Annotated in this window: 22 protein-coding genes; 15 read left to right on the plus strand and 7 right to left on the minus strand. The window is 58.4% G+C overall.

Translation table 11 applies throughout. The annotated features are described in order from the left end of the window. Positions 1-76: 76 nt before the first annotated feature. Entirely contained in the window at positions 77-988 is a 912-nt protein-coding gene (locus SHM7688_RS11420) for an AEC family transporter (protein ID WP_058240068.1), read from the plus strand. Here the strand turns inward: SHM7688_RS11420 and SHM7688_RS11425 are convergent. Beyond that, on the minus strand, positions 985-1,626 hold the full coding sequence (locus tag SHM7688_RS11425) for a CatB-related O-acetyltransferase (protein WP_058240069.1): 642 nt from the start codon (positions 1,624-1,626) through the stop codon (positions 985-987). The genes SHM7688_RS11420 and SHM7688_RS11425 overlap by 4 nt on opposite strands. 15 nt (positions 1,627-1,641) lie before the next feature. Beyond that, positions 1,642-2,247: a flavin reductase family protein gene (locus SHM7688_RS11430; RefSeq protein ID WP_058240070.1), complete on the minus strand. Its 606-nt coding sequence runs from the start codon at positions 2,245-2,247 to the stop codon at positions 1,642-1,644. 95 nt (positions 2,248-2,342) lie between these two features. On the opposite strand from SHM7688_RS11430, the gene SHM7688_RS11435 reads away from it, so the two are divergent. The 3 genes from SHM7688_RS11435 to SHM7688_RS11445 all read left to right on the plus strand — a co-directional run bounded on the left by SHM7688_RS11435 (position 2,343) and on the right by SHM7688_RS11445 (position 5,384). Then, a complete protein-coding gene (locus SHM7688_RS11435; protein WP_058240071.1) occupies positions 2,343-2,834 on the plus strand; it encodes a GNAT family N-acetyltransferase in 492 nt (163 codons plus the stop codon). A gap of 30 nt (positions 2,835-2,864) precedes the next feature. Next, positions 2,865-3,635, plus strand: a complete 771-nt coding sequence (locus SHM7688_RS11440; protein ID WP_058240072.1) for an EcsC family protein — start codon at positions 2,865-2,867, stop codon at positions 3,633-3,635. 216 nt (positions 3,636-3,851) lie between these two features. After that, a complete protein-coding gene (locus tag SHM7688_RS11445) occupies positions 3,852-5,384 on the plus strand; it encodes a hypothetical protein (RefSeq protein WP_058240073.1) in 1,533 nt (510 codons plus the stop codon). A 7-nt stretch (positions 5,385-5,391) separates the two neighbouring features. Here SHM7688_RS11445 and ptsP read toward each other — a convergent pair whose 3' ends face one another. The 4 genes from ptsP to SHM7688_RS11465 all read right to left on the minus strand — a co-directional run bounded on the left by ptsP (position 5,392) and on the right by SHM7688_RS11465 (position 10,520). After that, positions 5,392-7,632: a phosphoenolpyruvate--protein phosphotransferase gene (ptsP, locus tag SHM7688_RS11450; protein WP_058240074.1), complete on the minus strand. Its 2,241-nt coding sequence runs from the start codon at positions 7,630-7,632 to the stop codon at positions 5,392-5,394. A 314-nt stretch (positions 7,633-7,946) separates the two neighbouring features. After that, positions 7,947-9,182, minus strand: coding sequence for an aspartate kinase (locus tag SHM7688_RS11455; protein WP_058240075.1), 1,236 nt, complete (start codon positions 9,180-9,182; stop codon positions 7,947-7,949). A 250-nt stretch (positions 9,183-9,432) separates the two neighbouring features. Next, on the minus strand, positions 9,433-9,921 hold the full coding sequence (locus SHM7688_RS11460) for a DUF1178 family protein (protein WP_058240076.1): 489 nt from the start codon (positions 9,919-9,921) through the stop codon (positions 9,433-9,435). A gap of 122 nt (positions 9,922-10,043) precedes the next feature. After that, entirely contained in the window at positions 10,044-10,520 is a 477-nt protein-coding gene (locus tag SHM7688_RS11465; RefSeq protein ID WP_223229205.1) for an NUDIX hydrolase, read from the minus strand. Between the two features lie 776 nt (positions 10,521-11,296). Here SHM7688_RS11465 and mraZ point away from each other — a divergent pair. The 9 genes from mraZ (at position 11,297) to SHM7688_RS11510 (ending at position 21,146) form a co-directional block, all read left to right on the plus strand. Then, positions 11,297-11,782 carry a division/cell wall cluster transcriptional repressor MraZ gene (gene mraZ / locus SHM7688_RS11470; RefSeq protein WP_144432582.1) on the plus strand — a complete coding sequence of 162 codons (486 nt, stop codon included), beginning with the start codon at positions 11,297-11,299 and terminating at the stop codon, positions 11,780-11,782. 2 nt (positions 11,783-11,784) lie between these two features. Further along, positions 11,785-12,774 (plus strand): 16S rRNA (cytosine(1402)-N(4))-methyltransferase RsmH, encoded by a 990-nt coding sequence (gene rsmH, locus SHM7688_RS11475; RefSeq protein ID WP_058240078.1) that lies wholly within the window; start codon positions 11,785-11,787, stop codon positions 12,772-12,774. Continuing rightward, positions 12,774-13,133 (plus strand): cell division protein FtsL, encoded by a 360-nt coding sequence (gene ftsL, locus SHM7688_RS11480; RefSeq protein WP_188128108.1) that lies wholly within the window; start codon positions 12,774-12,776, stop codon positions 13,131-13,133. The genes rsmH and ftsL overlap by 1 nt, the downstream gene beginning before the upstream one ends. Continuing rightward, a complete protein-coding gene (locus SHM7688_RS11485) occupies positions 13,130-14,914 on the plus strand; it encodes a peptidoglycan D,D-transpeptidase FtsI family protein (RefSeq protein WP_058240080.1) in 1,785 nt (594 codons plus the stop codon). The genes ftsL and SHM7688_RS11485 overlap by 4 nt, the downstream gene beginning before the upstream one ends. Positions 14,915-14,941: 27 nt before the next feature. Next, a complete protein-coding gene (locus SHM7688_RS11490; RefSeq protein ID WP_058240081.1) occupies positions 14,942-16,423 on the plus strand; it encodes a UDP-N-acetylmuramoyl-L-alanyl-D-glutamate--2,6-diaminopimelate ligase in 1,482 nt (493 codons plus the stop codon). Beyond that, positions 16,420-17,874: a UDP-N-acetylmuramoyl-tripeptide--D-alanyl-D-alanine ligase gene (locus SHM7688_RS11495; protein ID WP_058240082.1), complete on the plus strand. Its 1,455-nt coding sequence runs from the start codon at positions 16,420-16,422 to the stop codon at positions 17,872-17,874. Before SHM7688_RS11490 ends, SHM7688_RS11495 begins: the two co-directional genes overlap by 4 nt. Next, entirely contained in the window at positions 17,874-18,956 is a 1,083-nt protein-coding gene (gene mraY, locus SHM7688_RS11500; protein WP_058240083.1) for a phospho-N-acetylmuramoyl-pentapeptide-transferase, read from the plus strand. Before SHM7688_RS11495 ends, mraY begins: the two co-directional genes overlap by 1 nt. A gap of 302 nt (positions 18,957-19,258) precedes the next feature. After that, positions 19,259-20,671, plus strand: coding sequence for a UDP-N-acetylmuramoyl-L-alanine--D-glutamate ligase (gene murD / locus SHM7688_RS11505; RefSeq protein ID WP_058240084.1), 1,413 nt, complete (start codon positions 19,259-19,261; stop codon positions 20,669-20,671). A 157-nt stretch (positions 20,672-20,828) separates the two neighbouring features. Continuing rightward, complete coding sequence (locus SHM7688_RS11510; RefSeq protein WP_058240085.1) at positions 20,829-21,146, plus strand: HPF/RaiA family ribosome-associated protein; 318 nt, start codon at positions 20,829-20,831, stop codon at positions 21,144-21,146. Between the two features lie 21 nt (positions 21,147-21,167). Here the strand turns inward: SHM7688_RS11510 and SHM7688_RS11515 are convergent, their stop codons facing one another. Beyond that, positions 21,168-22,364, minus strand: coding sequence for a BaiN/RdsA family NAD(P)/FAD-dependent oxidoreductase (locus SHM7688_RS11515; RefSeq protein WP_058240086.1), 1,197 nt, complete (start codon positions 22,362-22,364; stop codon positions 21,168-21,170). Positions 22,365-22,635: 271 nt separating this feature from the next. Here SHM7688_RS11515 and ftsW point away from each other — a divergent pair, with 271 nt between their 5' ends. Both ftsW and SHM7688_RS11525 read left to right on the plus strand, forming a co-directional pair. After that, entirely contained in the window at positions 22,636-23,793 is a 1,158-nt protein-coding gene (gene ftsW / locus SHM7688_RS11520) for a putative lipid II flippase FtsW (RefSeq protein WP_058240087.1), read from the plus strand. Positions 23,794-23,799: 6 nt separating this feature from the next. Further along, complete coding sequence (locus SHM7688_RS11525) at positions 23,800-24,897, plus strand: UDP-N-acetylglucosamine--N-acetylmuramyl-(pentapeptide) pyrophosphoryl-undecaprenol N-acetylglucosamine transferase (RefSeq protein WP_058240088.1); 1,098 nt, start codon at positions 23,800-23,802, stop codon at positions 24,895-24,897.

Below are 24,897 nucleotides of genomic sequence, written 5' to 3' on the forward strand. Positions count from 1 at the left end.
TGTGGAAGTGCCAGCCCCAAAGTGGAGGGGAAGCATAAGAGGCTTTCAGGCTGCGGCCTGAAGAGAGGGAGCCGGCATGACTTTTGTTGCTATTTTGATTGGGCTTTTGCCCTCATTTTTGCTCGTGGGGCTCGGGGCGGTTTTGCGCCCAAGGCTGTCGCTGAATGCCTGGCAGGGATTGGACAAGCTCAACTTTGAGATTCTTTTTCCGGCACTTTTGTTTGTGGCGGCAAGCCAGATGCCTCTGGAGTTGAGCAAGGTGGTGGCGATTGCACCGATTGTGTGGCTTCTGTTGGGGGTCGGGCTTTGCATTGGCTATCTGGCGAGGCCATTTGGGCCAGTAGTTTTCAAAGATTTTGCCGCCGGCTGGCAGACTTCGTGGCGTTTCAATACGGCGCTGGCATTTATTGCCGTTGCCACAACTGCAAAGACAGGGGCGGGTGAGATGGCGGTGGTCGTGGGCATGGGCGTGCCGATGGCAAATGCGTTTGCCGTGATCGTTTTGAGCCGTGGTGAGCGCCTGGGTCTCTTTGGGACGTTGCGCAAAGTGGCCCTGAATCCTTTCTTACTGGCATCGTTGAGCGGCGTAGCCGTCGGTTTGTCTGGCCTGCGAATTCCGGCCCCGGTTCTGGCGCCGCTGGAGATGCTGTCGGCGGCGGCCATTCCAATCGCCCTGATTTCGGTGGGCGCGACGATGAACTGGGGGGCTTTGGCGCGGCTTGATTGGTTCAGCGGGCTTATTTGTGTCACCAAGCTTGTGGTGATGCCGGCATGTGCCGTCGCTGTGGCTCTGCTCTTGGGGCTGGAAGGCGGGATTGCGGCGGCTCTGGTGATCTGGGCCGCTTTGCCAACAGCCAGCGCAGCGCATGTTCTCGCTGCCGGATTTGGGGCAGACCGCGAACTGGCGGCGACGCTTGTGGCTCAAACCACCTTGCTGGGGGCGGTGAGCCTGACCCTGTGGATAACTCTGACTGAGGTTCTGTTTTAGTCGGGGCGCAGGGCTTGGAGCCTGTCGAGGTCGCCGGCCATGATGGCCGGAATGGCACGCTCGATGCGTTCCAGAGGCCAGTCCCACCACGCCAGCGAAAGCAGCCGGGCGATGGTGGCCTCGCCAAACCGTTTGCGTGTCAGGGTGCCGGGGTTGCCTGTGACGATGCCGTAAGGGGGCACCGTTCCGCGCACGACAGCCCCTGCGCCAATAATCGCGCCATGCCCGATCTGCGCGCCCGGCAACACCATGGCACCGTATCCAAGCCAGACATCATGACCAATCACCGTGTCACGTTTGTCTGGTTGATACCCCTCTGGCACGGTTTCGCCAAATATTGCAAAGGGGTAGCAGCTGAGTCCGTCCTGAGCGTGGTTGGCAGAGGCGGTGATAAAGCGCACCCCATGCGCGATTTGGCAGAACTTGCCGATCGTCAGGGTCTCTTGGCTGAAAGGAAAGAGATAGGGGGCAAGATGCTGCGCCCAGTCCTGAGGCGGGGCAAAGTCGGACGCATAGGTGTGATCGCCCACCACAAACCGCGGATGCGTCACCACTGCAGAGAGCAGCACTGTGCCATCATGGGCAGAGCCGTCTGGCAAAGTGATTGGGTACGCGGTTTGAGGGGGCGGTAGGGGCATGGTGAGGGCTTTGTGTCAATCGCCGGGGCGGGCGAGTGTGAAAGTGTTGTCCACCACGGCATAGTCTTTGTAGCCAAGGCGGCTCAGAGGGCGGAAGGTGGTGACGTCAAAAATGCCATCGACCAGACAGGTGTTGCGTATGTGGATGCCGGTGACTTCGCCAATGGCCATGAAGTTGTTTTCACCCAACAGTGGCACAATCTGTATCAGGCGGCATTCCAGAGAGGCTGGCGCAGCCACAAGGCGGGGGCAGTCGATGGTTTCACACTTTGCGGCCTCAAGGCCCGCCGCGGTGAACTCATCTTCGTCTTTACCCAACGCGCCGGACGACACATTCATGGCGTCGCGCAGGGCCTCTTCAACGATATTGATGCAGAACACGCCGGTGGCCCGGATGTTGGCGAGGCTGTCTTTGCCTTCGGCCTGATCGGGTTTTGCGCCGGTGGAGGCAAACATGACCTGCGGCGGGTTGTCCGCCAGTGCGTTGAAGAAAGAATATGGCGCCAGATTACGCTGGCCTTCTGCGTCCCTTGTGGAGACCCAGGCAATCGGGCGAGGGCTGACGATGGCTTTGAAAGGGTTGTGCGGCAGGCCGTGGCCATCTTTGGGCTGATAGAACATCAATCGGACTCCATATTGGTTTGCAGGGAGTCGTAGCGCCATGTTAGGGGCGAGGGAACCGCAAAAGGCACAATGGAAATATCGGGGGCGCGCAGGTGTTTACGCTTGCTGTGGAAACAGGCGAAGACTGGTGGGAAGTTGAGGCGCTTTATGACCTGTGTTTTGCACCGGGGCGTGAAGCGCTGAGTTCTTATCGTCTGCGTGATGGGGTAGACCCCGTTGCAGAGCTCTCTCTGGTGGCGCGGGATGGCGATGGCATTCTGGCTGGCGCCATTCGGTATTGGCCGGTTTTGATTGGATCGCAGACCGCCTTGTTGCTGGGGCCCGTCGCGGTGCACCCGACGCATCAGGGCGAAGGCCTTGGCGGGTTCTTGATTGAGGGCAGCCTGGAACGTGCGGCCCCATTGGGATGGGCGCGCGTGATGCTTGTCGGCGATGCCCCCTATTATCAACGTTTCGGTTTTGAGAAACTAGACGGCGTGATCATGCCGCCGCCTACCAATCCGGAGCGTGTGTTGGGGCGGGCATTGATTGAGGAGGCTTGGGCTGGGGTCTCAGGAGAGGTGGTTTCTGCGCGCAAGAGTTGAACGTCGCAGGTGAGACCCTACCTCTTACCCATGAAACCCATCGAGATTTTACCGGAACACCCGGCGCGCGATATTGATCTGAACACGGAACTTGATGCTCTGGCGCTGCGGTATCGCAACGCAAGCGGATTGGGCATGAAGGTGCTTGGCATTTTGGGCATGCCGGTCGGCGGCTTGTTGAAAACCTTGCCAGACGATGTGCAGAACGGTTTGGGCAGTGCCACGGAACTGGCGCTGACGCAGGCGGTGAAATGGGCCGATGGCAGCCGCGCTGTTGTGAAAGACCAGCCAGATTGGATCAATGCCTCCATCACCGCAGCGCTGGGCGCAGCAGGGGGGGCTGGCGGCGTGACCTCGTCCCTCGCGGAACTGCCGATCACCGTCACAGTGCTCTTGCGTGCTATTCAAGGTGTGGCTGTGCAATATGGATTTGATCCAAGCCATGACAGTGTGCGCTTTGACTGCGTTCAGGTGCTGGCGGCCAATGGGCCTTTTGAAGAGGATCGCGGCGCGGATTTGGCCATGTTGGAGCAGCGGGCCGGGCTGGCGGTGGGCGGTGCCAAGTGGATTTCGGCAGTGATTGTGCCGCGTTTGGCCCCGGTTCTGGGACAAAAACTGGCCGCGCAGATGGTACCGGTGATCGGCGCCGCAGCCGGGGCGGCCACCAATTTTGCCTATACAAGCTACTATCAAGACATCGCCCATGTGCATTTTGGGCTGCGCAAACTGGCGGTGGAGGTGGATGTGGATCATGCCACGCTTGCTGCCGATTTGGTGGCACGCTTGCGCAAGAAGTCCTAAAAAACTCCTAAAATTTGAATTGCATTTATGCAAATCCGTCTTTGCGTCACTGCTGCTGTGAGGCTCGCAAAAGTAGAGGTTGCCTCACTTAAGCGGAGAAAGCTGCGGATGATATTCTGCTGAAGTAAGGTTAATCGGTTCCGTAGTTTCCGCCATCGCAAGTGCCCGCTTTGGTTGCGGGTGTCCTGTTGCCTTGTTCAATCAGGGAGCTGCGCGATGGGACTTGGATTGATGGTATTTCTGCCAATGGTCGTGCTCATGGGCATCAGCATCGCACAGGAGGACGACGAGGAGGACACGCCCGCAGAAGACCCGGATGTTCGGGATGATCCCCCCGAAGGTGAAGAGGTCAGGCGCACAGGGCTCTTTGTGTCCGAAGACATGTTTGGCACAAATGCACCCTACACGGTGGCCACGGACCATGGTGCGCCTACGTCAACATTTGAGAGCGCTGTCGACGCGTTTGGGTTGGAAGAGTTTCGCTTTCCGTCCGGGCGAGCAGAAGACTCTGGTGTTGAGGGGGAAGACTGGCTGGATGTCACGGCATTGACCGAAGATGGTGCGTTGCGCCCTGAGCTGACGGATTTTCTGGAGGGTGTGGAAGGTGAGGTCACTTTGGTGATTTCCACCACGAACGCGGCGCTTGAGGACTATGGGGAAGGCTTGTCAGACTGGGCGGAGATGGTTCTCAACGAATATGGGGCAAAGATTGCAGCCTTTGAGATCGGCAATGAATATTGGGCGCGCATGGGGGAGACTGAATATGGGCAGCGCGCCAGTATTGCCGTAGGAGAACTTACGGAAGGGATCGCTGCGGCGCAGGCGGGATCGCCAGAAATTCTCGTGCAAATGGGATCGGTCTATGGGGAGTCCGAGTTTGGCTCAGATGTGGATGCGCGCGGTTTTGTGGATCGTGTGAATGCAGCCAACCACACCATCATTGACCAACTCAGCCCAGAGGCGATGGCGCATATTGATGGGGTGGTGGAGCATTACTATTGGGTGCGCGGTGCCACCTCATTTGATGATACGTCACGGGAATATCGCTATATCAATATTGATCTCGCCGTATGGGAGGATCGGTTTGACCATGAGTTGAGCTTTCATGTGACCGAATGGAACCTCAGAGCCAGCAATACGGCCTGCAACGGCTTGCTGGGCATGTCTGTCTTGGTGGAGATGGTGGAAAACATGGTTGAGCTTGGTGTGGATGCGGCGCATGTCTGGCCGATTGTTCACAACACTACGAATGACCTCGGTGGGCCGGCTGATGACGGCCATGTGGACACGGACACACAGGGGCGGGTGACTGAGACGCTGCGCGGGGCGGTGTTTGACCTGATGTCAGATGTCCTGCCCGGAATGGAATTGATTGAGGTCGACATCCCAGGGGCACCAGATGGATTTCAAGTGGCGGCGTTTGAGCGCAATGGGGAGTTTGTGTTTTTTCTGACCAACGCGTCATTGGAGCAGGTTGACCTTGATCTGGACCTCACGGCCATCATTCCAGAGATTGAGGTGGCCACTGGGGTTCAGATCGGAATGGATGCGCGCAGTTCTGACGGCACGCATTGGACGCCACGCCATGGGCGCATTGAGGCGGATTATGTCGAGATCAATGGCGCGCGGCACCACTACAACGAACATGATGTGCAGGCCGTTTACACAGATTATGCGTTTGCCGACGGCCGTGCGCAGGCGTCTCTGTTGCCGTTTGAGCTATTGATGATACAGGCCACAGCGGCCTAGAGAGCCATCAGCTGTTGCGCAGATACTCCATCACCGCCGGCCTGACAGATTGATCCCCGCGTTCGCGCGCCGCATGTATCACATCGCGCAGTTCTGAGAGGTTGACCCGCCGGATCAGGCTTTTGACCGGGCCAATGGAGGCGGGGCGCATGGAAAGGCTGCGCAGCCCCATAGCTGCGAGACAGACCGCCTCAATTGGGCGTCCTGCGTCTTCTCCGCAGAAACTCAGGGGGGTGCCCGTGTCGACACAGCGGTTCACAATGCCTTCCAGGAAGGTGAGGAAGCTGACGTTGAGCGTGTCATAGCGCCGGCGCACCCGCTCATTTTCGCGATCCGCGGCGAAGAAGAATTGCTTCAAATCGTTGCCGCCGATGGAGAGAAAATCCACCTCTTCATAAAATTTCTTGGGCGCGAAGCCCAATGAAGGGGTTTCCAGCATCGCCCCAACTTCGATTTCTGAGGGCAGCGGATGCCCGAGAATCTTTTCCCGCTCAATGGCCTTGTCCACTTCGGCCCGGGCGGCTGTGTATTCTTCATACTGTGCAATGAAGGGGAACATGATGGTGAGCGCGCGCCCATTGGCCGCACGCAGAAGCGCCTGCAACTGCATGCGCATCACACCGGGTTTGTCCAGTGCCACACGGACCGCGCGCCAGCCAAGCGCCGGATTGGGTTCATCCTGAGGCGCCATGTAGGGCAGCACTTTGTCAGAGCCGATGTCCAGCGTGCGAAACACCACGCGTTTATCCTCCGCGGCATCCATCACCCGGGCGTAGAGCTGTGCCAGTTCAGTCCGTTTTGGCATCTGGTTGCGGATCAGAAATTGCAGTTCCGTACGGAACAGACCTACGCCTTCCGCGCCAGAGGTGGACAGAGAGGGCAAATCCGCCATCAATCCGGCATTCATGTGCAGGTGGATGACTGTGCCATCCAAGCTTTCAGCCGCTTTGTCGCGGATCGAAGCGTAGCGCTCCTGTGCCTGTGCCGCCATGGCGATCTTATCCCTGAAGGCCGTGACCACGGTATCGTCCGGGCGCAGGTGCACGATGCCCTGATCCCCGTCGACCATGATGTGATCCCCGTTTAGAGCCTCGGTTGTGACTTTATCTGCGTGTATGACCAAAGGGATCGCAAGCGCGCGGGCCACGATGGCGGCGTGGCTGCCAACAGAGCCCTCTTCCAACACAATGCCCTTGAGTTTACGGCCATATTCCAGCAATTCGCCGGGGCCGATGTTACGCGCGATCAGAATAGGATCTGCGGGCATTTCCGCACCGGTCTCGGCCCCTTGTCCGGTCAGGATGCGCAAGAGGCGATTGGACAGATCGTCAAGATCATGCAGCCGCTCGCGCAGGTAGGAATCCGTGACCTGTTCCATACGCGCCCGCGCCGCAGACTGTTCCATTTCCACCGCAGCTTCCGCAGACAAGCCACGTGCGATGTCCTGTTCCATCCGGCGCATCCAGCCTTTGGAATTGGCAAACATCCGGTAGGCTTCCAGCACATCAAGCTGTTCTTTGTCACCACGCTGTGCGCCATCCAGCATTTTGTCCACACCCACGCGCAGTTCTTCTACCGCTTCGGTCAGGCGTGCCAGTTCCACATCCGGATCGTCTGCCACCGGATTGGTCACGACAACCCGAGGTTCATGCAGCCAAACGTGACCTTCCGAGGCGCCTTCCTGCCCTGATGTGCCCCGAAACATTTCAGATTGCTGATGCAGCGCGCTCATCGCGGCACCTTCGCCGACAAACGCCCCCAGTTCAGTCATTTCGGCCAGCACCATGGCGACCACTTCCAGCGCGTAGATCTCATCCTGAGAAAAGATCCGTTTGTCTTTGGATTGGACCACAAGCACGCCAAGATTGTCACCGAGCCGCTGTACCGGCACGCCGCAGAAGCTGGAGTAGATTTCCTCGCCGGTTTCCGGCATAAAGCGGAAGCCTTTGGCCGAGGGGGCATCATCCGTGTTGACGACTTTGGAGTTGCGCGCCACACGCCCCACAAGACCTTCGCCAACCCGCAGACGGGTCTGGTGAACCGCAGCTGCGTTCAGACCTTCGGTGGCGCAAAGTTCTAGGGTTTCATCGTCGCGAAACAGGTAAATCGAGCAGACTTCCGTGCCCATTGAGGTCGCAATAAGATGGGTGATTTTATCGAGCCGTTCCTGGCCTGCGCTGTCTTCGGCCAAAGCGTCTCTGAGCCGCCCGAGCAATTTGCGGCTTTCGGTCTGGGTGTCTTGCGCCATAAAAGCTGCGGTCCTCGGTTGTCTCTCCCTGCTGCGAATAGATCACACCCTGTGTAAAAGCAAAACGGTTTATGCGTGCTCACTTGGCGTTAATTTGCTGTACACGCGGAAATTTGCGTGTCTTTTGATCAATTTGGCGACCATGGGGGTCCGGAAGACCTGACCCATTTTGCAGCTAGGTGTGCGGGGCCTGCTTAGGGTTGTTTTTCGCGCTATCGGCTCACGTAAGTTTTTGTGGTGCTGTGCGGGCGCAAGACGATGCCTGTAAAAAAGCCCGCCAGAGGCGGGCTGATCTGTCGTAATCTGGGATGTGCTTACGCTTTTTCGAGTTCAAACGCATCGTGGAGGGCTTGCACCGCCAGTTCCAGATATTTGCGATCGACCAATACAGAGATTTTGATCTCCGAGGTGGTGATAACCTTGATGTTGATGCCTTCATCTGACAGCACTTTGAACATCTTGGCGGCAACGCCCGATTGGCTGCGCATTCCGATGCCCACAACGGAGACTTTGGCCACGTCTTCGTCGATCACCAGTTCTGCAAAGTTCAAGCCGCCGGAAGATTTCAGCTCTGCCAGCGCCTGATCTGCGCGCTTCACCTGATCGGTCGGCAGGGAGTAGGTCATGTCGGTGCGGCCATCTTCGGAGATGTTTTGCACGATCATGTCCACATTGACGCCCGCATCGGACAGGCAGCCAAAAATAATGGAGGCGATGCCGGGGCGGTCTGCCACAGACAGAAGGGTCATTTTGGCTTCGTCGCGGGAAAAGGCGACACCGGAGACGACGTTGGATTCCATGATTTCTTCCTCATCGCAGACCAAAGTGCCTGCCTCGTCAGATTGTTCTTCAAAAGAGCTCAGTACGCGCAGCTTAACCTTGTAGCGCATCGCCAGTTCAACGGAACGGGTCTGCAGGACTTTGGCGCCAAGGCTGGCCAGTTCCAGCATCTCTTCAAAAGCGATTTTTTCGAGCTTGCGGGCTTTTTGGCAGACGCGGGGGTCGGTTGTGTAGACCCCGTCCACATCGGTGTAGATGTCGCAACGTTCCGCATCAAAGGCGGCGGCAAAAGCAACGGCTGTGGTATCGGACCCACCGCGCCCCAGTGTGGTGATGCGGCCTTCTTCAGAAATGCCCTGAAACCCTGCTACGACGGCGACACGCATGCCTTCACCAAATTTGGCGTTGATGTTGTCGGTCGGAATTTCTTCAATACGTGCCTGGCTGTGGGCAGATGTGGTTTTGAGTGGCACCTGCCACCCCTGCCAGCTGCGTGCGGGCACGTCCATTTCCTGCAGTGTAAGCGCCATCAGACCCGCGGTGACGTTTTCCCCGGAGCTGACCACAGCGTCATATTCGCGTGCATCATAAAGCGGCGATGTCTCATCCACATAGCCGACCAGCTTATTGGTTTCACCAGACATGGCGGATACGATGACAATCACATCGTAGCCTTTGGCCACCTCAACGCCAACACGTTTGGCGGCGCGGCGGATGCGGTCAAGGTTGGCCACCGAAGTGCCGCCGAATTTCATCACAAGTACGGGCATGGCGCGTCCTTTGGTCGTAAGTCGCGGGCGGGTGTACGCCTTTGCCCTGAAATAAGCAAGGCAGATTGCATTCGACCCCTTCTGTGGCCCTGAAATGAAGAGGGGCCAGCCCCTCCGGTCCACATATGTGGACCTCCTCCCCGGGATATTTTGGGTCAAATGAAGCTTTGTCTGGATGGCTTGGCGCGAGGGCGGCAGGGGGCAATGGACGTGCCAGGTGCGGCGCGATCTGCGTCTTGGAGGTGTGGGATCAGTTGGTTTTTCGCCCAATATTGAAGGGCAGGGGGGCGACTGGCACGCCTTCGTCCAGGAGGGCTTTGGCGTCTTCCATTTTTGCCTCACCATAGATGGCGCGCTCTGGTGCGGTGCCTTCATGCATGGCGCGGGCCTCGCTGGCAAAATCTTTGCCGACATAGTCTGAGTTGGCCTCAACATGGGCGCGCAGATCTTTCAGGGCCTGTTCTTGGGGCGAGGTGGCTGTGGACAGTGGCCCGCCAGATTCTGCGGCGGTGGTGTCTGCTTTGGCGGCGCTGACATCCTGAGGTGGGGCGGCTGGCTTGACTGCGGCGGACCTTGCTGGTCGCACGCGTGGTGCCATCATGGCCTTCTGCACATCGGTGTCGCCACAAATTGCACAGACCACCATGCCGGCGGCTTTGAGCTTGTCAAACGCGGCAGCGGATTGAAACCAGCTGTCAAAGCGGTGGTCGTTTGAGCATTTAAGAGTGTAGTTGATCATCCGCTTGCGTCTGTGAGCCGTGATAAGAAAAAGGATGTCCCGGAGACCGTGGAAACATAGGTCCGTCGCGAGGTGGGATCAAGCAATCTCGGTGGCGTCTCGCAAAGCTGAGGTGTCTTGGCTTAGTGCAGAAGCTTCTTGTGATCGAAATTGCGCACCAACTCGGCCAATTCGGGGTTTCGGATCCGTTTGGCGGCTTTCTTGGGGGAGAGCCAGATCCGGTCGCGTTGTCCGGCTTCGGGGAAGTGAGCTGCGAGTTTGCGCACCTCAAGTGGAAACACCATTACGCGGATCTTCAGGCCAGTGCGAGGGCCACGCTCCTTGCGGTAGCGATATTTGCCCAGCCCGTGTTTATGGGCGTGGCCAATCACGCCCGCTTCTTCCCAAGCTTCCTGCGCCGCGGCTTTGTGCGGTTTGATGCCGGTCATGGGCCAGCCCTTGGGGAGGAGCCACTGTCGTGTGCCACGTGACGTGATCAGGAGAACCTGAACTTTGTTTTTCTTGATGCGATAGGGCAGGGCCGCAAACTGCATGTCCTTGCCCGCTTTTTCAGCTTTGCGGATCATGGCCGTTGTGGCGGATGGGGCAAGCAAGCCCATGGAAATTCTCCAGTGTCGTATCAAAGACAGTTTCACCCTAGCCATCGTTGCAAAGCAGGCCAAGGCTTCTCTTAACCTTAGCGGGTATTTCTTAACTTCGCGTTAGCCATGATTGCGTCGCGATCATGGTGTGGCGGTTGGTCGTGGCATTGGGCTGTCCTGAGGGGGTATGGGAAAGTTTGGGAACTTTTGCCTATTGGTGGGCGTCTCGCTGCGAATCGGGTGGGCGTACGTGGGAAATCTACTGATGTAGAGGTGTTCTGAGCTGTGTTTTGCAGCAGTCGTGGGTCTTGATGGGAAAAAGTTTGGGATTTTTTGGGATTTGCACATTTTTCGAAATATGACGTTTATTTTGTATTGCTTGTGCTATTTTGATCAACATATTGTGCTTTTGGGTTGAAATATTTTGTCCACATCTTGTTTTGGGGGGCTGTGGAAAACAAGATCTGGACTCTATATGGAAATTTGCCGCTTGATTTCCATGAATTCCCATGGCATCCCTAGTGACACGATGAGGACGGGAACAAACGAGGCGCTAAGACCTCAAATTCCAAGTCAGGTTTCATACAGGCACCCGCTTTCATCGAAAAAAAGAGATCCGGTGCGTGGGCGAGCAGAACATCCCCCCAGGTGGCACGCGCAACTGGACTACCCGCAAAAAGCGGGACGAGGGCGGCGGATTGATCAGTGGCAGCAGATCAATCCGCCGTTTCGCTTCCAGCCTCTCAAAAGGGGTTTGGACAACAGTGTTGAAAGGGCCATAGGCAGTGGCGCTCATGTTTCGCGGCGAGAGCCGTAACAAGGTGGATACGAAGGGACGGATGTCGATTCCGGCCAAGTTTCGCCGTGTGCTTGAAGCAGGAGACCCCGAGTGGAAAAGCGGTGCAAACCCGAACCTCGTGATTGTTTATGGTGGTAAGACCCGCGACTATCTGGAATGTTTCACGGTTGAGGCGATGAATGATGTGGTTGGTCGCATCATGAAAATGCCCCGGGGCAGCAAAAAGCGTCAGGCGCTTTCCAACCTTTATCTCACGCAGTCGATTGATGCGGCGGTGGATGAAACCGGGCGTGTGGTGCTGCCTAAAGAGCAGCGCGACAAGATTGGCCTGACGGATATGGCAGTTTTCGCTGGTAAGGGTGACACCTTTGAGATCTGGACCCCGGATGCCTATGACGCGATCAATGCGCTTGAGGCAGATGAGGATTTTGATCCGGATGTCGATCCGTCGATTTATCTGGATGGAGACGAGGGGTTCTGATTATGGCGACTTCTGACGACACCGCCAAACGCCCTCACATTCCGGTTTTGCTTGCGCCATTGCTGCGCGAAGTCGCGCCGGTGGCGGGGCGCTGGCTTGATGGCACTTTTGGCGCGGGGGGATACACCCGTGGCCTGATTGAGGCGGGCGCCAGCAAAGTCTACGGCGTTGATCGAGATCCCCTGGCTTTTGAAATGGCCGCCCCATGGGTGGGAGGCTATGGCGAGCAGATCGAACTGGTGGCCGGTGTTTTCTCCAAAATGGATGACTATGCGCAGGATCTGGACGGTGTGGTTCTGGATCTTGGCGTCAGCTCCATGCAGCTTGATCTGGCGGAGCGGGGCTTTTCTTTCATGAAAGATGGGCCGCTCGACATGCGGATGAGCCAGGATGGGCTGTCCGCAGCCGATCTTGTGAATGAGGCCGCCGAAGCGGATCTGGCGGATATCATCTACCAATATGGGGAGGAGCGTGCCAGCCGGCGGATTGCCAAGGCGATTGTACGCGAGCGCACTGCGGCGCCGATCACCACAACCCTGCGTCTGGCGGAGATCGTCGAGGGGTGTCTGCCGCGACCAAAACCGGGGCAAAGCCATCCCGCGACACGCAGCTTCCAAGCGCTGCGTATTGCGGTGAATGATGAATATGGCGAGCTGTTTCGCGGCTTGATGGCGGCGGAGCGCGCCTTGAAGCCCGGTGGGCTTTTGGCTGTTGTGACCTTTCATTCGGTCGAAGATCGCATGGTGAAACGCTTCTTGCAGAGCCGTGCTGGCAAGACAGGCAATGTGAATCGCTATGCGCCTGAGACGGAACAGGAAAAACCTGCTTTTGAACTGATCACGCGCAAGGCTGTTGGTCCGGATCCTGAGGAACTGGAGGACAACCCGCGTGCTCGCTCAGCCAAGCTGCGGGTGGCACGGCGCACGGATGCCCCTGCCGGTGACATTGCCGGGAAGGCGATTGGGATGCCCATGCTGAAAGGACATAAGTGATGCGAGGCCTGTTGTTTGTGTTGGCCGCGGGTATGGTGATTGCCTTGTCAGTCTGGGCCTATCAGGAAAATTATCGCACGCAGGCAATGATCGGGGAAACCGAACGCCTGCAGCGTGAAATTGGCGATGCGCGGGCGCGTCTGGCGGTGTTGCGGGCAGAATGGGCGTATCTCAACCGCCCGGATCGCCTGCGGGATTTGGCGGAAATCAACTATAATGATCTGCAGCTTCTGCCGCTGCGCCCGGATCAGTTTGGGCGCGTTGAGCAGGTCGCTTACCCAGCGGCCGATCCTGTCTTTGATGGGCCGATTACCTTTGAGAATGCAGTTGAGGTCTCAGCAGAGGAGCAACTGCCATGATCCGCAAGCCGCTGCGCCCTTTGGCTTCCATTCTGCATGCGCGCACTGCGGGCGAAAACCCAGACAGCATTGAGCGCGCCAACAAACGCGCTCGCCATGAGGACATGCGCAATAAATCGCGCGCGCGTGCCGAAGGGCGCCTCTTGATTATGGCGGTGCTCTTTACTGGGGCTTTTGTCACGGTGGGCGCGCGGATGGGCGTGGTGAGCATGTCCGAAGCGGTAGAACCGCGCACGAGCTATGCCGGTAGTCGCATTCAGGCCGAGCGGGCCGATATTGTGGATCGGCATGGGCGTATTCTGGCGACGAACCTTGAAACCCATGCGCTCTACGCGCAGCCCCATCACATGATCGACAAGGAGCGCGCCGCCAAAGAACTGGCGGTGATCTTCCCGGATCTGGATGAGGAACGCCTGATTAAAGACTTCACAGGAAAGCGAAAATTCCTCTGGATTAAGAAAAAGATCAGCCCAGAGCAGCAGCAGGCGGTGCATGACATCGGTGAGCCGGGGCTCTTGTTTGGGCGTCGGGAAATGCGCCTCTATCCCAATGGGCGGTTGGCCGCGCATATTCTGGGGGGCGCAAGCTTTGGCAAGGAAGACGTGCATGACGCCGAGCTGATCGGCGTGGCGGGCGTTGAAAGGTATTTCGATGATACCCTGCGTGATCCGGTCAATGGCGATAGAGCGCTGACGCTGTCGATTGACTTGACGGTGCAGGCCGCCGCAGAGCGCGTGCTGTTTGGCGGTATGAAGCTGATGAATGCCAAAGGTGCCAGCTCGGTGCTGATGGATGTGCACACCGGTGAGATCATTTCGATGGTCAGCCTGCCGGATTTTGATCCCAACAATCGCCCCCGCCCGCCGGTGCAGGGGCAGGCAGCGGATAGCCCGCTGTTCAACCGTGCGGTGCAGGGGCTGTATGAGCTGGGCTCCACCTTCAAGATTTTCACGGCGGCGCAGTCCATGGAGCTGGGGTTGGCCAATCCGGAAACAAAAATCGATACAGCCGGGCCGCTGCGGTGGGGGAAATTCCGCATTCGCGACTTCCGCAACTATGGCGCGCAGCTCACCCTGACCAAGGTGATTGTGAAATCGTCCAATATTGGCACCGCGCGTCTTGCACAGTTGATTGGCGCTGCGCGCCAACAGGAGTTCCTGCAGAGCCTCGGTTTCTTCAAGCCCACTCCGGTGGAGTTGGTTGAGGCGGGCGGGGCGCAGCCATTGTTGCCTAAGAACTGGTCTGAACTGTCCACCATGACCATTTCATACGGTCATGGCATGTCGGCAAGCCCGCTGCACCTGGCGGCAGGGTATGCGGCGATTGCAAATGGTGGCACACGGGTGACGCCCACGATTTTGAAGCAGACGGAGGCGGTCGTGGGGCCGCGCGTGATGACAGCGGCCAGTGCGGAGGCGTCCCGGTTGATGCTGCGTAAAGTGGTAAGCGAAGGCACCGCCTCCTTTGGTGAGGTGCCGGGCTACGCGGTGGGCGGCAAAACCGGCACGGCCGATAAGCCGCTGGAAAATGGGCGTGGGTATTATGAAGACAAGGTGATCGCCACATTTGCGGCGATGTTTCCCTCTCATGCGCCAAAATATGTGCTGATCCTGTCGCTGGATGAGCCTGTGGAAACCACAGGGGATGAGCCGCGCCGCACGGCGGGCTGGACAGCCGTCCCGGTTGCCGCAGAAATGATCGCGCGCGTGGCTCCGCTCTTGGGGTTGCGTCCGGAAGTTGAACCCGCGCCATTGGCTGATATAACGCTGACGTCAAACTAACCAAGCCGAATAAGGGCGGAACTCTCGATGGCAGCAGGCACAAAGAAGCTTTCAGATTTGGGCCTGACGGCCCTTGCGGGTGCTAATCCAGATATTACGGGTCTTGCCGTAGACAGCCGTGATGTGAAGGAGGGATTCCTCTTTGCGGCCCTGCCGGGCACCCGTGTGCATGGTGGCACATTTATTCAATTTGCTCTGCGTATGGGCGCTGCTGCCATTCTCACCGATGCAGCAGGCGCCAAAATCGCCGAGCAGGAGCTGGCGGCGAGCGATGCTGCACTGGTGATTGCAGAAGATCCCCGTCAGGCGCTCGCCTATACCTCTGCGCTCTTCTTTGGCGCGCAGCCGGGTATCATGGCGGCGGTGACTGGCACAAATGGCAAAACCTCCGTGGCAACCTTTCTGCGGATGATCTGGCAGTTGATGGGGCTGGAGGCGGTTAATCTTGGCACCACGGGGGTGGAAGGCGATTTTACCGCACCGCTCAATCATACCACGCCAGAGCCGATCACCCTGCATCGCACATTGGCGGCGGCGGCTGAGGCGGGGATTGGTTTTGGCGCGATGGAAGCCTCGTCGCATGGATTGGCGCAATGCCGTCTTGATGGTGTTCAGCTCAAAGCTGCAGGTTTCACCAATTTCACGCAGGACCATCTGGATTACCACGCAAGCTTTGAGGACTATTTCAATGCGAAAGCGGGGCTGTTTGCACGGGTGTTGCCCGAGGAAGGCACCGCAGTGATCAATATAGATGATCCGCGCGGGCTTGATATGGCGATGATCGCGGGCGGCCGTGGGCAGGGTGTGCTGACGGTGGGCAAGGGAGAGGCTGATCTGGCGCTTATGGCGCAGCGGTTTGATGCCACTGGCCAGGATATACGGTTCAGCTTTCGTGGCAAAGCCTATCAGGCGCGGCTCAACCTGCTGGGCGGTTTTCAGGCAGAGAATGTGCTGCTTGCCGCAGGCCTTGCCATTGCCTGTGGCGCAGAGCCGGAGCGGGTGTTTGAGGTGTTGGGCGACCTCAAGGGGGTGCGCGGGCGGATGCAGCTGGCCGCGACGCGCGCTAATGGTGCTGCGGTTTTTGTGGATTACGCCCATACGCCTGATGCAGTGGCCACTGCGTTGAAGGCCATGCGGCCCCATGTGATGGGCCGGTTGATTGTGATTGTGGGGGCGGGCGGCGACCGGGATGCGGCCAAACGCCCGTTGATGGGGCAGGCTGCGGCAGAAAATGCCGATGTGGTTTTTGTCACAGACGACAACCCACGCACCGAAGATCCGGCGCTGATCCGCGCGGCGGTGATGGGGGGCGCGCCCGGCGCAACCGAAGTTGGAGATCGTGCGGAGGCCATTCTGCGCGGCGTGGATGCACTTGGGCCGGGGGACACGCTGTTGATTGCTGGCAAAGGCCATGAAAGCGGGCAGATTATCGGCGAAGATGTGCTGCCTTTTGATGATTGTGAACAGGCCAGCGTTGCGGTCGCTGCGCTGGATGGGGGGCTGGCATGACACTTTGGACATCAGCAGAGGCCGCGCAGGCCACGGGTGGCTCTGCCACAACTGCCTGGGAATGTAGCGGCATTTCCATTGATACGCGCACGCTTCAGCCTGGTGATTTGTTTGTCGCCCTTAAAGCGGCGCGGGACGGGCATGATTTTGTGGCGCAAGCTCTAGAGCAGGGCGCAGCGGCGGCGCTGGTCTCCCGCGTGCCTGAGGGCGTGGCCGAGGATGCGCCACTCTTGCTGGTTGAGGATGTGCTGCGCGGGTTGGAAGCATTGGGCCGGGCCGGGCGGGCACGCACAGAGGCCCGTGTTGTGGCCGTGACGGGATCGGTTGGCAAAACCTCCACCAAAGAAATGCTGCGTGCCATGCTTACGGCGCAGGGTAAAACTCATGCTTCTGTGGCAAGCTACAACAATCATTGGGGGGTGCCGCTCACTTTGGCACGGATGCCGAAAGACAGCGACTTTGCGGTCATCGAAATTGGCATGAACCACCCCGGAGAGATTTCGCCGCTGGCACAGATGGCGCGCCCTCATGTGGCGCTGGTGACCACTGTGGCCGCCGTGCATCTGGAAGCTTTTGACGATGTGTCAGGCATCGCGCGGGAAAAGGCGGCGATTTTTGACGGGCTGGAGCCTGCGGGGGTGGCCATTGTCAACGCAGATGTGGACACCGCCGAGGTTTTGATGGCGCAGGCGGTGGCACGGAGTAAGAACATTGAGGGGCGTATCTGCTCTTTCGGAGAGCGGTCCACCGACTGGCAGCTGGAAGAGATCACGCTTCAGGGAAATGTCACCGTAGCGCGTGCTGTGCATGCTGATGCGCCTTTGCTGTTCAAAGTGCAAAGTGCGGGGCGTCACTTTGCCATGAACGCCCTTGGCGCGCTTGCTGCCGTTGAGGCGCTTGGCGCAGATCTGGCGCTGGCCGTCGCAGATCTGGGCCGCTGGAGCCCTTTCAAAGGGCGCGGAACGCGTGAGACGGTTGTACTGGATCCGGTGGAGACAGAGCGCAGCCTTGAGCTGATTGACGAAGCTTACAATGCCAACCCCACCAGTCTGGGGGCGGCGTTTGAGGTGCTGGCGGCGGCAGAGGTACACCACAATGTCGGGCGCATCGGACAGGGGCGGCGCATTGCCATTGTTGGCGATATGAAAGAGCTGGGCCCGCAAGAGGCGCAGATGCATGCGGATCTGGCCGCGCACTCCGCCATGGCAGATATCGACGTTGTGCATTGTATTGGCCCGCTGATGCAGCATTTGCATGCGGCCCTGCCAGAGAGCAAACGTGGAGAATGGCGCGCCACAAGTGCGGAGCTGGTGCCGGAGATACGGCGTTTGGTGGATGCTGGGGACGTGATCATGGCCAAAGGCAGCCTGTCGATGGCACTCGCCAAGGTGGTTGACGCCATCCGCAAACTGGGCCATCCCGCTCCGCAATCCAAGAATGAGGACGCGTAATGTTATTTTGGCTGACCGAGCTGTCGGACGGCGGTGATTTTTTCAATCTGTTCCGCTATATCACTTTCCGCGCTGGCGGCGCCTTCATGACGGCGCTGATCTTTGGCTTTCTGTTTGGCAAGCCCTTGATCAATGTGCTGCGCCGCAAACAGGGCAAAGGCCAACCCATTCGCGATGATGGCCCTGAAGGACATTTTGCCAAGGCGGGCACGCCCACCATGGGCGGGCTGCTGATTGTTGGCGCGCTGGTGACCTCGACATTGCTCTGGGCGCGCTGGGACAATGGCTTTGTCTGGCTCGTGCTGTTTGTGACCCTCTCTTACGGTTTGATCGGCTTTGCCGATGATTATGCGAAGGTGTCCAAACAGAACACCAAAGGCGTGTCCGGGAAAATCCGGCTGTTGCTGGGCTTTTTGATTGCCGGTGTGGCCGGGCTTTGGGCCACCTATCTGCAGCCGGATGTGTTGCAGCTTCAACTGGCGGTGCCGGTCTTCAAAGAAGTGCTGATCAATCTGAGCTGGGCCTATATTCCCTTTGCCATGTTTGTGGTGGTGGGCGCGGCCAATGCTGTGAACCTCACAGATGGTCTGGATGGGCTTGCGATTATGCCGGTGATGATTGCCGCAGGCGCGCTTGGGGTGATTGCCTATGCGGTGGGCCGCGTGGATTTCACGGAATATCTGGATGTACATTATGTGCCGGGCACCGGTGAGATCCTGATTTTTGTGGCGGGTCTCATCGGCGGCGGACTTGGGTTCCTGTGGTATAATGCTCCGCCTGCTGCGGTGTTTATGGGCGACACCGGCTCGCTGGCGCTTGGCGGCGCATTGGGGGCGATTGCGGTTTCCACCAAACATGAGCTGGTTCTGGGCATCATTGGCGGGCTGTTTGTTGTGGAGGCCCTGAGTGTGATCATTCAGGTGTTCTATTTCAAACGCACCGGCAAGCGGGTCTTCCTGATGGCACCGATCCACCACCACTATGAGAAAAAAGGCTGGTCAGAGCCGCAGATCGTGATCCGCTTCTGGATCATTGCAGTGATCCTCGCAATGATCGGTCTGGCAACCCTTAAGCTGCGCTAAGCCAAACCTGCGCCAGGTCTGTCGCGCGGAGTCAGGCGGTGCGGGCTCCCGCGCTTTTGAGACACAGGCAAGCCTGTGCACAAAACCTTGGGCCGAGCCCGTGCAAATGCACGGGCTCGGCCGCTTTTTGCGACTGGCGGTTGCTCGCCATACTCCCAAAGCTTTCGGACAAGTCCTTCTCTGTGCGCCACGTTTGAGGCTTGTTGCACCTCCCTCTCAGGACGACGTATTGCGGCGCGCGCCTCTTGTGTCGCCGCTATGGGAAAGGCACTGTGCGGCCAAGTTGAGTTGGGGGACAGGGCATGATTCCGGTACAGGGTTTTGAAGGCGCGAAGGTGGCTGTTTTGGGCCTGGGCCGTTCCGGTCTGGCGACCGCGCGGGCGTTGCGCGCCGGTGGCGCAGAGGCGCTGTGCTGGGATGACAACCCCAAAGCCCGTGATGTGGCGATGGCAGACGGGTTCCACTGCACAGATCTCCTCAAACAGAGGGCTTTTGAGGATGTGGCCAGTTTGATCGTGAGCCCCGGCATTCCGCATCTTTACCCCACGCCCAACCCGGTGGTGGCCGCCGCACTGGAAGCGGGCGTGCCTGTGGACAATGACATTGGGTTGTTCTTCCGCTCTTTTGCGAGCGGGGACTGGGCGCTGTTTGACACGCCCCCCAAGGTGGTCGCCGTGACCGGATCCAATGGGAAATCCACAACCTCTGCGCTGATCCACCATGTGCTGTCTGAGGCGGGGCGTCGCACGCAGCTGGCTGGCAATATCGGGCGCGGCGTGCTTGATCTGGATCCGGCAGAGGATGGCGATGTGATCGTGCTGGAACTGTCCAGCTATCAGACCGATCTGGCCCGCAGTCTGACGCCGGACATCGCTGTGTTCACCAACCTGAGCCCGGACCATCTCGATCGCCATGCGGGGATGGGGGGATATTTCGCCGCCAAGCGCCGCCTGTTTGCGGAGGGTGGCCCGGATCGCGCAATCATCGGCGTGGATGAAATCGAGGGGCGTTATCTTGCGGGGCAGCTTGCAGAAGGCGCGGTGGATGATCGTGTGATGCGTATTTCCACTGAGCGTAAACTTACCGGCGCGGGCTGGAATATCTTTGCGCGCAAAGGGTTTTTGAGTGAATACCGCAAAGGACGACAGGCTGGGGCGATTGATCTGCGTGCCATTAAGGGGCTGCCGGGCGCGCATAATCATCAAAATGCCTGCGCGGCCTATGCGGTTTGTCGTGCGCTTGGCTTGGCGCCAAGGGTGATTGAGGCTGGCTTTGCCTCTTTTGGTGGCTTGCCGCACCGCAGTCAGATCATCGCGGAAGCAGGGGGTGTGACCTATGTGAATGACAGCAAGGCAACCAATGTGGATGCCGCCAAAAAAGCTCTTGCGGCTTTCAAGAACATCCGCTGGATCTGTGGAGGCTTGGAGAAAGAGGGCGGGCTCACGGATTTGTTGGGCAGCACAGGGCAGGTGGTGAAAGCCTATGTGATCGGGCGGGAGGCGGCCAATTTCGCCATGCAGCTCAAAGGCGTTGAGGCGGAAGTCTGTACCACAATGGAGGAGGCCGTTGCGCAGGCCATGGCGCAGGCCGAGGAGGGGGATACCGTACTGCTGGCACCGGCGGCGGCCAGTTTTGACCAATATGACAGCTTTGAAAAACGCGGTGCGGATTTTGAGGCCTGCGTAAAACGTGGTCTTAAGGCGCGCGATACCTAGGCGCGTTTTGGCGCCATTTGACGCGTGTCAAAGCACGGCTGACATCTGTCTGACTATCGTTTCTAAGCAAGGGGATAGCCGCTAAATTGGAGCGCAACCTCTTGTTTGAAAGGATCTCAATCTTAGATTTGAGATGTAACGATAGAAGGATGTGACGATGCAAATTCAGGTGAATACCGACAACTTCATTCACGGCGATGCACGTGTGGTCGAAGTCGCTGAACTGGCGGTGAACGCCGATCTTGACCATCTTCGTGACCGTCTCACACGGGTGGAGGTGCATCTGAAGGATCAGAACGCGGACAAACACGGCCCTGATCACATTCGCTGTACCATGGAGGCCCGTCCGCGCGGAATGGATCCGCTCTCAGCTCATCATGATGCTGCGGATATTTCTGCGGCTTTGAAGGGCGCGGCCAAGAAATTGCGCAATCGGTTGTCCAGCGAATTTGGCAAGGCTGACAAGCACCATTGATCCCGAAATGCGAGAGGGCTGTCAGGCGCGTGATTGTGCAATCGCCTGTCCGGCAGCCCAGCCCGATGACCAGGCCCACTGGAAGTTGAAACCGCCCAGCCAGCCGGTGACATCCACCGCTTCGCCAATTGCATAGAGCCCTTTGACCGCCTTTGCTTCCATGGTCTTGGAAGAGAGCATATCCGTATCGATGCCGCCCAGCGTGACTTCGGCGGTGCGATAGCCTTCGGTGCCTGTGGGCACCATTTGCCAGTTTTGCAGCGCATCACAGAGGTGGCGCAAAGCGCTGTCTGACTGATCTGCCAGATTTCCGCTAAGATCCATCTGTTCTGTCAGATGATCCACCAGCCGCGCCGGCAGCAGGCTGGCCAGTTCGGTTGTGAGGTTGCGGCGGCCTTGGGCCTGACGTCGGGCGCGCAGGGTTTCAAAAGGATCGCTGTCGGGGAAAAGATTGATCGAGATCGGCTGGCTTTCGCGCCAGTAGGAGCTGATTTGCAGCATGACCGGACCAGAGAGGCCGCGATGGGTGAAGAGCATCGCCTCTTCAAAAGCCTTGCCATCGGCCGTGGCGCGCACGGGATGCGCCACGCCGGAGATGGGTTTGAAACGCGCGTCTGAGAAGGTGAAGGGCACAAGGCCTGCGCGGGTGTCTGTGACGGCAAGGCCAAACTGACGGGCGATATCATAGGCAAGGCCCGTGGCACCCATTTTGGGGATGGATTTTCCCCCGGTGGCCAGCACCAGATTGCGGGTTGTGAGCCTTTGTTGGCGACCTAGGCGTGTGAGTGTGACGCTGAAATCTGTGCCGTCATGGTCAACAGAATCTATGGTGGTGTCCAACCAGAGCGTTGCGCCCGCCTGTGCCATTTCGGACTGCAACATGGCGATGATGTCTTTGGCGCTGTTGTCACAGAAGAGCTGACCGAGGGTTTTCTCATGATAGGCAATGTCATGCCGGGCCATCAGATCGATGAAATCCCACTGGGTGTAACGGCTTAAGGCGGATTTGCAGAAATGCGGATTGGCCGAGAGGAAATTCTCAGGGCTGGCATAGAGATTGGTGAAGTTGCAGCGCCCACCGCCGGAAATGCGGATCTTCTCGCCCGGTGCTTTGGCGTGATCCAAAAGCAGCGTGCTGCCGCCGCTTTGCGTTGCGCACATCATGCCTGCGGCCCCGGCGCCGAGGATGACGGTGTCCCATGTGGTGTGTTCTGCCATGGGCGCGGGGTGCCTGACCGCGCGGCTCAGGTCAAGAGGGAAGCGTGTCTGATGTACGTGCCTGAAGTATGTGCTTTAAGTAAAAGGGGCTTTGCCCCGTCACAGCAGGCTGTGACTCCCCAGGATATTTGGGGTCAAATGAAGCGGGCGTGTTTTTGCTGATATGCGGGTGAGGGCAGGATCTCCGTGCTTTCCATAAGGACACATGGGTGTTACTCTTTGTGACAGACCCGGAAAACGGGCGTTTTGAGGCAGAGATCGGCGGATTTCGATGACAGAGATGGTTTATGGCGCGCTGCCCGTTCGGGCGCGTGAACCCGTGCTTCCCAAATGGTGGCAAACGCTGGACAAATGGACAATGACATCAATCCTGTTGTTGTTCTGTATCGGCCTGATGCTGGGCATGGCAGCGAGCCCGCCGCTCGCGGCGAAAAATGGCTTTGCGCCCTTCCACTATGTACAAAAACAAGCGGTGTTTGGTGGCGCAGCCATGGTGGCCATGGTGCTGACCTCGATGATGTCGCCCACATTGGTGCGGCGGCTGGCGGTGATGGGGTTTGTGGCGACATTTGTTGCCCTTGCGCTGTTGCCCATATTTGGCACCGATTTTGGCAAAGGCGCGACGCGCTGGTATTCTCTGGGCTTTGCCTCTCTGCAACCATCGGAGTTTCTCAAGCCGGGCTTTGTGGTGGTTTCGGCCTGGCTGATGGCGGCCAATGAGGAAATCAACGGCCCGCCCGGACGGCGCTGGTCTTTCCTATTGATGATGACCATTGTGCTTATGTTGGCGATGCAGCCTGATTTTGGGCAGGCCTGCCTGATCCTCTTTGGCTGGAGCGTGATGTATTTTGTCTCTGGCGCGCCGATGATGCTGATTGGGGGCATCATGCTGTCGCTGGTGCCGATTGCCAGCTTTGCCTATAACAACTCTGAGCACTTTGCCCGCCGCATCGATGGCTTTTTGGACCGCTCGGTCGATCCCACCACCCAGATTGGCTATGCCACAGAGGCGATCCGCGAAGGCGGGCTGTTTGGCGTTGGCGTAGGTGAAGGGCAGGTGAAATGGTCGCTGCCGGATGCGCATACGGACTTCATCATTTCCGTGGCCGCCGAGGAATACGGGCTGATCTTGGTGTTTGCGATCATGTTCCTGTATGCAACCATTGTTCTGCGGTCGTTTTTCCGCCTGATGCGAGAGCGTGATCCTTTCATCCGCCTGGCAGGCACCGGTCTGGTGGCCATTTTTGGCGTTCAGGCGCTGGTGAATATGGGCGTGGCGGTGCGTTTGTTGCCGTCAAAAGGCATGACTTTGCCATTTGTCAGTTATGGTGGCTCCTCGCTGATCGCAGGGGGGATTGCAGTTGGCATGATTTTGGCGTTTACCCGCTCCCGCCCACAGGGTGAGATCAGTGATATTTTGCGGGGATAATCGCATATGGCCAAACAACCCCTTCTGGTGATTGCCGCAGGCGGCACAGGCGGACATATGTTCCCAGCCCAGGCGCTGGCCGAAGTGATGCTGCGCAAAGGCTGGCGGGTGAAGCTTTCCACCGATGCGCGCGGCGCGCGCTACACGGGCGGTTTTCCCCATACTGTGGAGATCGAACAGGTCAGCTCGGCCACCTTTGCCCGCGGTGGTAAACTTGCCAAGCTCGCAGTGCCGTTCAAAATTCTGGGCGGTGTTTTGGGGGCTGCTGTCAAAATGCGCCGCGAGCGCCCGGATGTGGTGGTTGGCTTTGGTGGCTATCCGACCATTCCGGCCATGGGCGCGGCCTGGCTTTTGAAATTGCCCCGCATGATCCATGAACAGAATGGCATTCTGGGGCGGGTGAATACGGTTTTTGCCAAACGTGTCGATGTGGTGGCCTGTGGCACCTGGCCAACTGCGCTGCCGGACGGTGTTGAAGGCACGCCTGTTGGCAACCCGGTGCGCAAATCGGTGATGGACCGGGCCGGGGCGGGATATATTGCACCGGGGGATTACCCGATGTCTGTGCTGGTCATCGGTGGCAGTCAGGGCGCGCGCATTCTCAGTGATGTGGTGCCCGCTGCGATTGCAGGACTGCCCCCTGAGATTTTGAAAAATTTGCGTGTGAGTCATCAGGCACGAGATGAGGATTTTGACCGGGTCACATCCTTCTATGCCCAAAATGGCATTGCCGCAGATGTGCAGCCGTTTTTCAACGACGTGCCGGCCCGGATGAGCGAGGCACAATTGGTGATCAGCCGCTCTGGGGCCAGTTCTGTCGCCGATGTGTCTGTCATTGGACGCCCTTCTATTCTGGTGCCCTTTGCCGCAGCGGCAGGAGATCATCAGACCGCCAATGCACGCGGCCTTGCCGAGGCGGGCGGAGCTATTGTTGTTCCTGAAAGCCTGCTGACGGCAGACAGTCTTTCCGAACAGATTACAACCATCCTGTCCAACCCGCAGGGCGCCACGCAAATGGCAACTGCGGCTTTGTCGGCAGGCAAGCCGGATGCCACAGAGACGCTTTTAGCGTTGGTAGAACAGCTGGCACAGAAGGACCACTAA

This window comes from Shimia marina (genome assembly GCF_001458175.1).
In the GTDB taxonomy this organism is placed as follows: Bacteria; Pseudomonadota; Alphaproteobacteria; order Rhodobacterales; family Rhodobacteraceae; genus Shimia; species Shimia marina.

What these genes read in the sequence shown, in the direction of transcription:
- SHM7688_RS11515 (WP_058240086.1), bottom strand. Translation starts at nt 22,364, where the DNA reads ATGGCAGAACACACCACATGGGACACCGTCATCCTCGGCGCCGGGGCC.
- SHM7688_RS11490 (WP_058240081.1), top strand. Translation starts at nt 14,942, where the DNA reads ATGGCAGCAGGCACAAAGAAGCTTTCAGATTTGGGCCTGACGGCCCTT.
- SHM7688_RS11455 (WP_058240075.1), bottom strand. Translation starts at nt 9,182, where the DNA reads ATGCCCGTACTTGTGATGAAATTCGGCGGCACTTCGGTGGCCAACCTT.
- ptsP (WP_058240074.1), bottom strand. Translation starts at nt 7,632, where the DNA reads ATGGCGCAAGACACCCAGACCGAAAGCCGCAAATTGCTCGGGCGGCTC.
- SHM7688_RS11485 (WP_058240080.1), top strand. Translation starts at nt 13,130, where the DNA reads ATGATCCGCAAGCCGCTGCGCCCTTTGGCTTCCATTCTGCATGCGCGC.
- ftsW (WP_058240087.1), top strand. Translation starts at nt 22,636, where the DNA reads ATGACAGAGATGGTTTATGGCGCGCTGCCCGTTCGGGCGCGTGAACCC.
- SHM7688_RS11440 (WP_058240072.1), top strand. Translation starts at nt 2,865, where the DNA reads ATGAAACCCATCGAGATTTTACCGGAACACCCGGCGCGCGATATTGAT.
- ftsL (WP_188128108.1), top strand. Translation starts at nt 12,774, where the DNA reads ATGCGAGGCCTGTTGTTTGTGTTGGCCGCGGGTATGGTGATTGCCTTG.
- murD (WP_058240084.1), top strand. Translation starts at nt 19,259, where the DNA reads ATGATTCCGGTACAGGGTTTTGAAGGCGCGAAGGTGGCTGTTTTGGGC.
- mraZ (WP_144432582.1), top strand. Translation starts at nt 11,297, where the DNA reads ATGTTTCGCGGCGAGAGCCGTAACAAGGTGGATACGAAGGGACGGATG.
- SHM7688_RS11510 (WP_058240085.1), top strand. Translation starts at nt 20,829, where the DNA reads ATGCAAATTCAGGTGAATACCGACAACTTCATTCACGGCGATGCACGT.
- mraY (WP_058240083.1), top strand. Translation starts at nt 17,874, where the DNA reads ATGTTATTTTGGCTGACCGAGCTGTCGGACGGCGGTGATTTTTTCAAT.
- rsmH (WP_058240078.1), top strand. Translation starts at nt 11,785, where the DNA reads ATGGCGACTTCTGACGACACCGCCAAACGCCCTCACATTCCGGTTTTG.
- SHM7688_RS11465 (WP_223229205.1), bottom strand. Translation starts at nt 10,520, where the DNA reads ATGGGCTTGCTTGCCCCATCCGCCACAACGGCCATGATCCGCAAAGCT.
- SHM7688_RS11420 (WP_058240068.1), top strand. Translation starts at nt 77, where the DNA reads ATGACTTTTGTTGCTATTTTGATTGGGCTTTTGCCCTCATTTTTGCTC.
- SHM7688_RS11425 (WP_058240069.1), bottom strand. Translation starts at nt 1,626, where the DNA reads ATGCCCCTACCGCCCCCTCAAACCGCGTACCCAATCACTTTGCCAGAC.
- SHM7688_RS11525 (WP_058240088.1), top strand. Translation starts at nt 23,800, where the DNA reads ATGGCCAAACAACCCCTTCTGGTGATTGCCGCAGGCGGCACAGGCGGA.
- SHM7688_RS11430 (WP_058240070.1), bottom strand. Translation starts at nt 2,247, where the DNA reads ATGTTCTATCAGCCCAAAGATGGCCACGGCCTGCCGCACAACCCTTTC.
- SHM7688_RS11495 (WP_058240082.1), top strand. Translation starts at nt 16,420, where the DNA reads ATGACACTTTGGACATCAGCAGAGGCCGCGCAGGCCACGGGTGGCTCT.
- SHM7688_RS11460 (WP_058240076.1), bottom strand. Translation starts at nt 9,921, where the DNA reads ATGATCAACTACACTCTTAAATGCTCAAACGACCACCGCTTTGACAGC.
- SHM7688_RS11445 (WP_058240073.1), top strand. Translation starts at nt 3,852, where the DNA reads ATGGGACTTGGATTGATGGTATTTCTGCCAATGGTCGTGCTCATGGGC.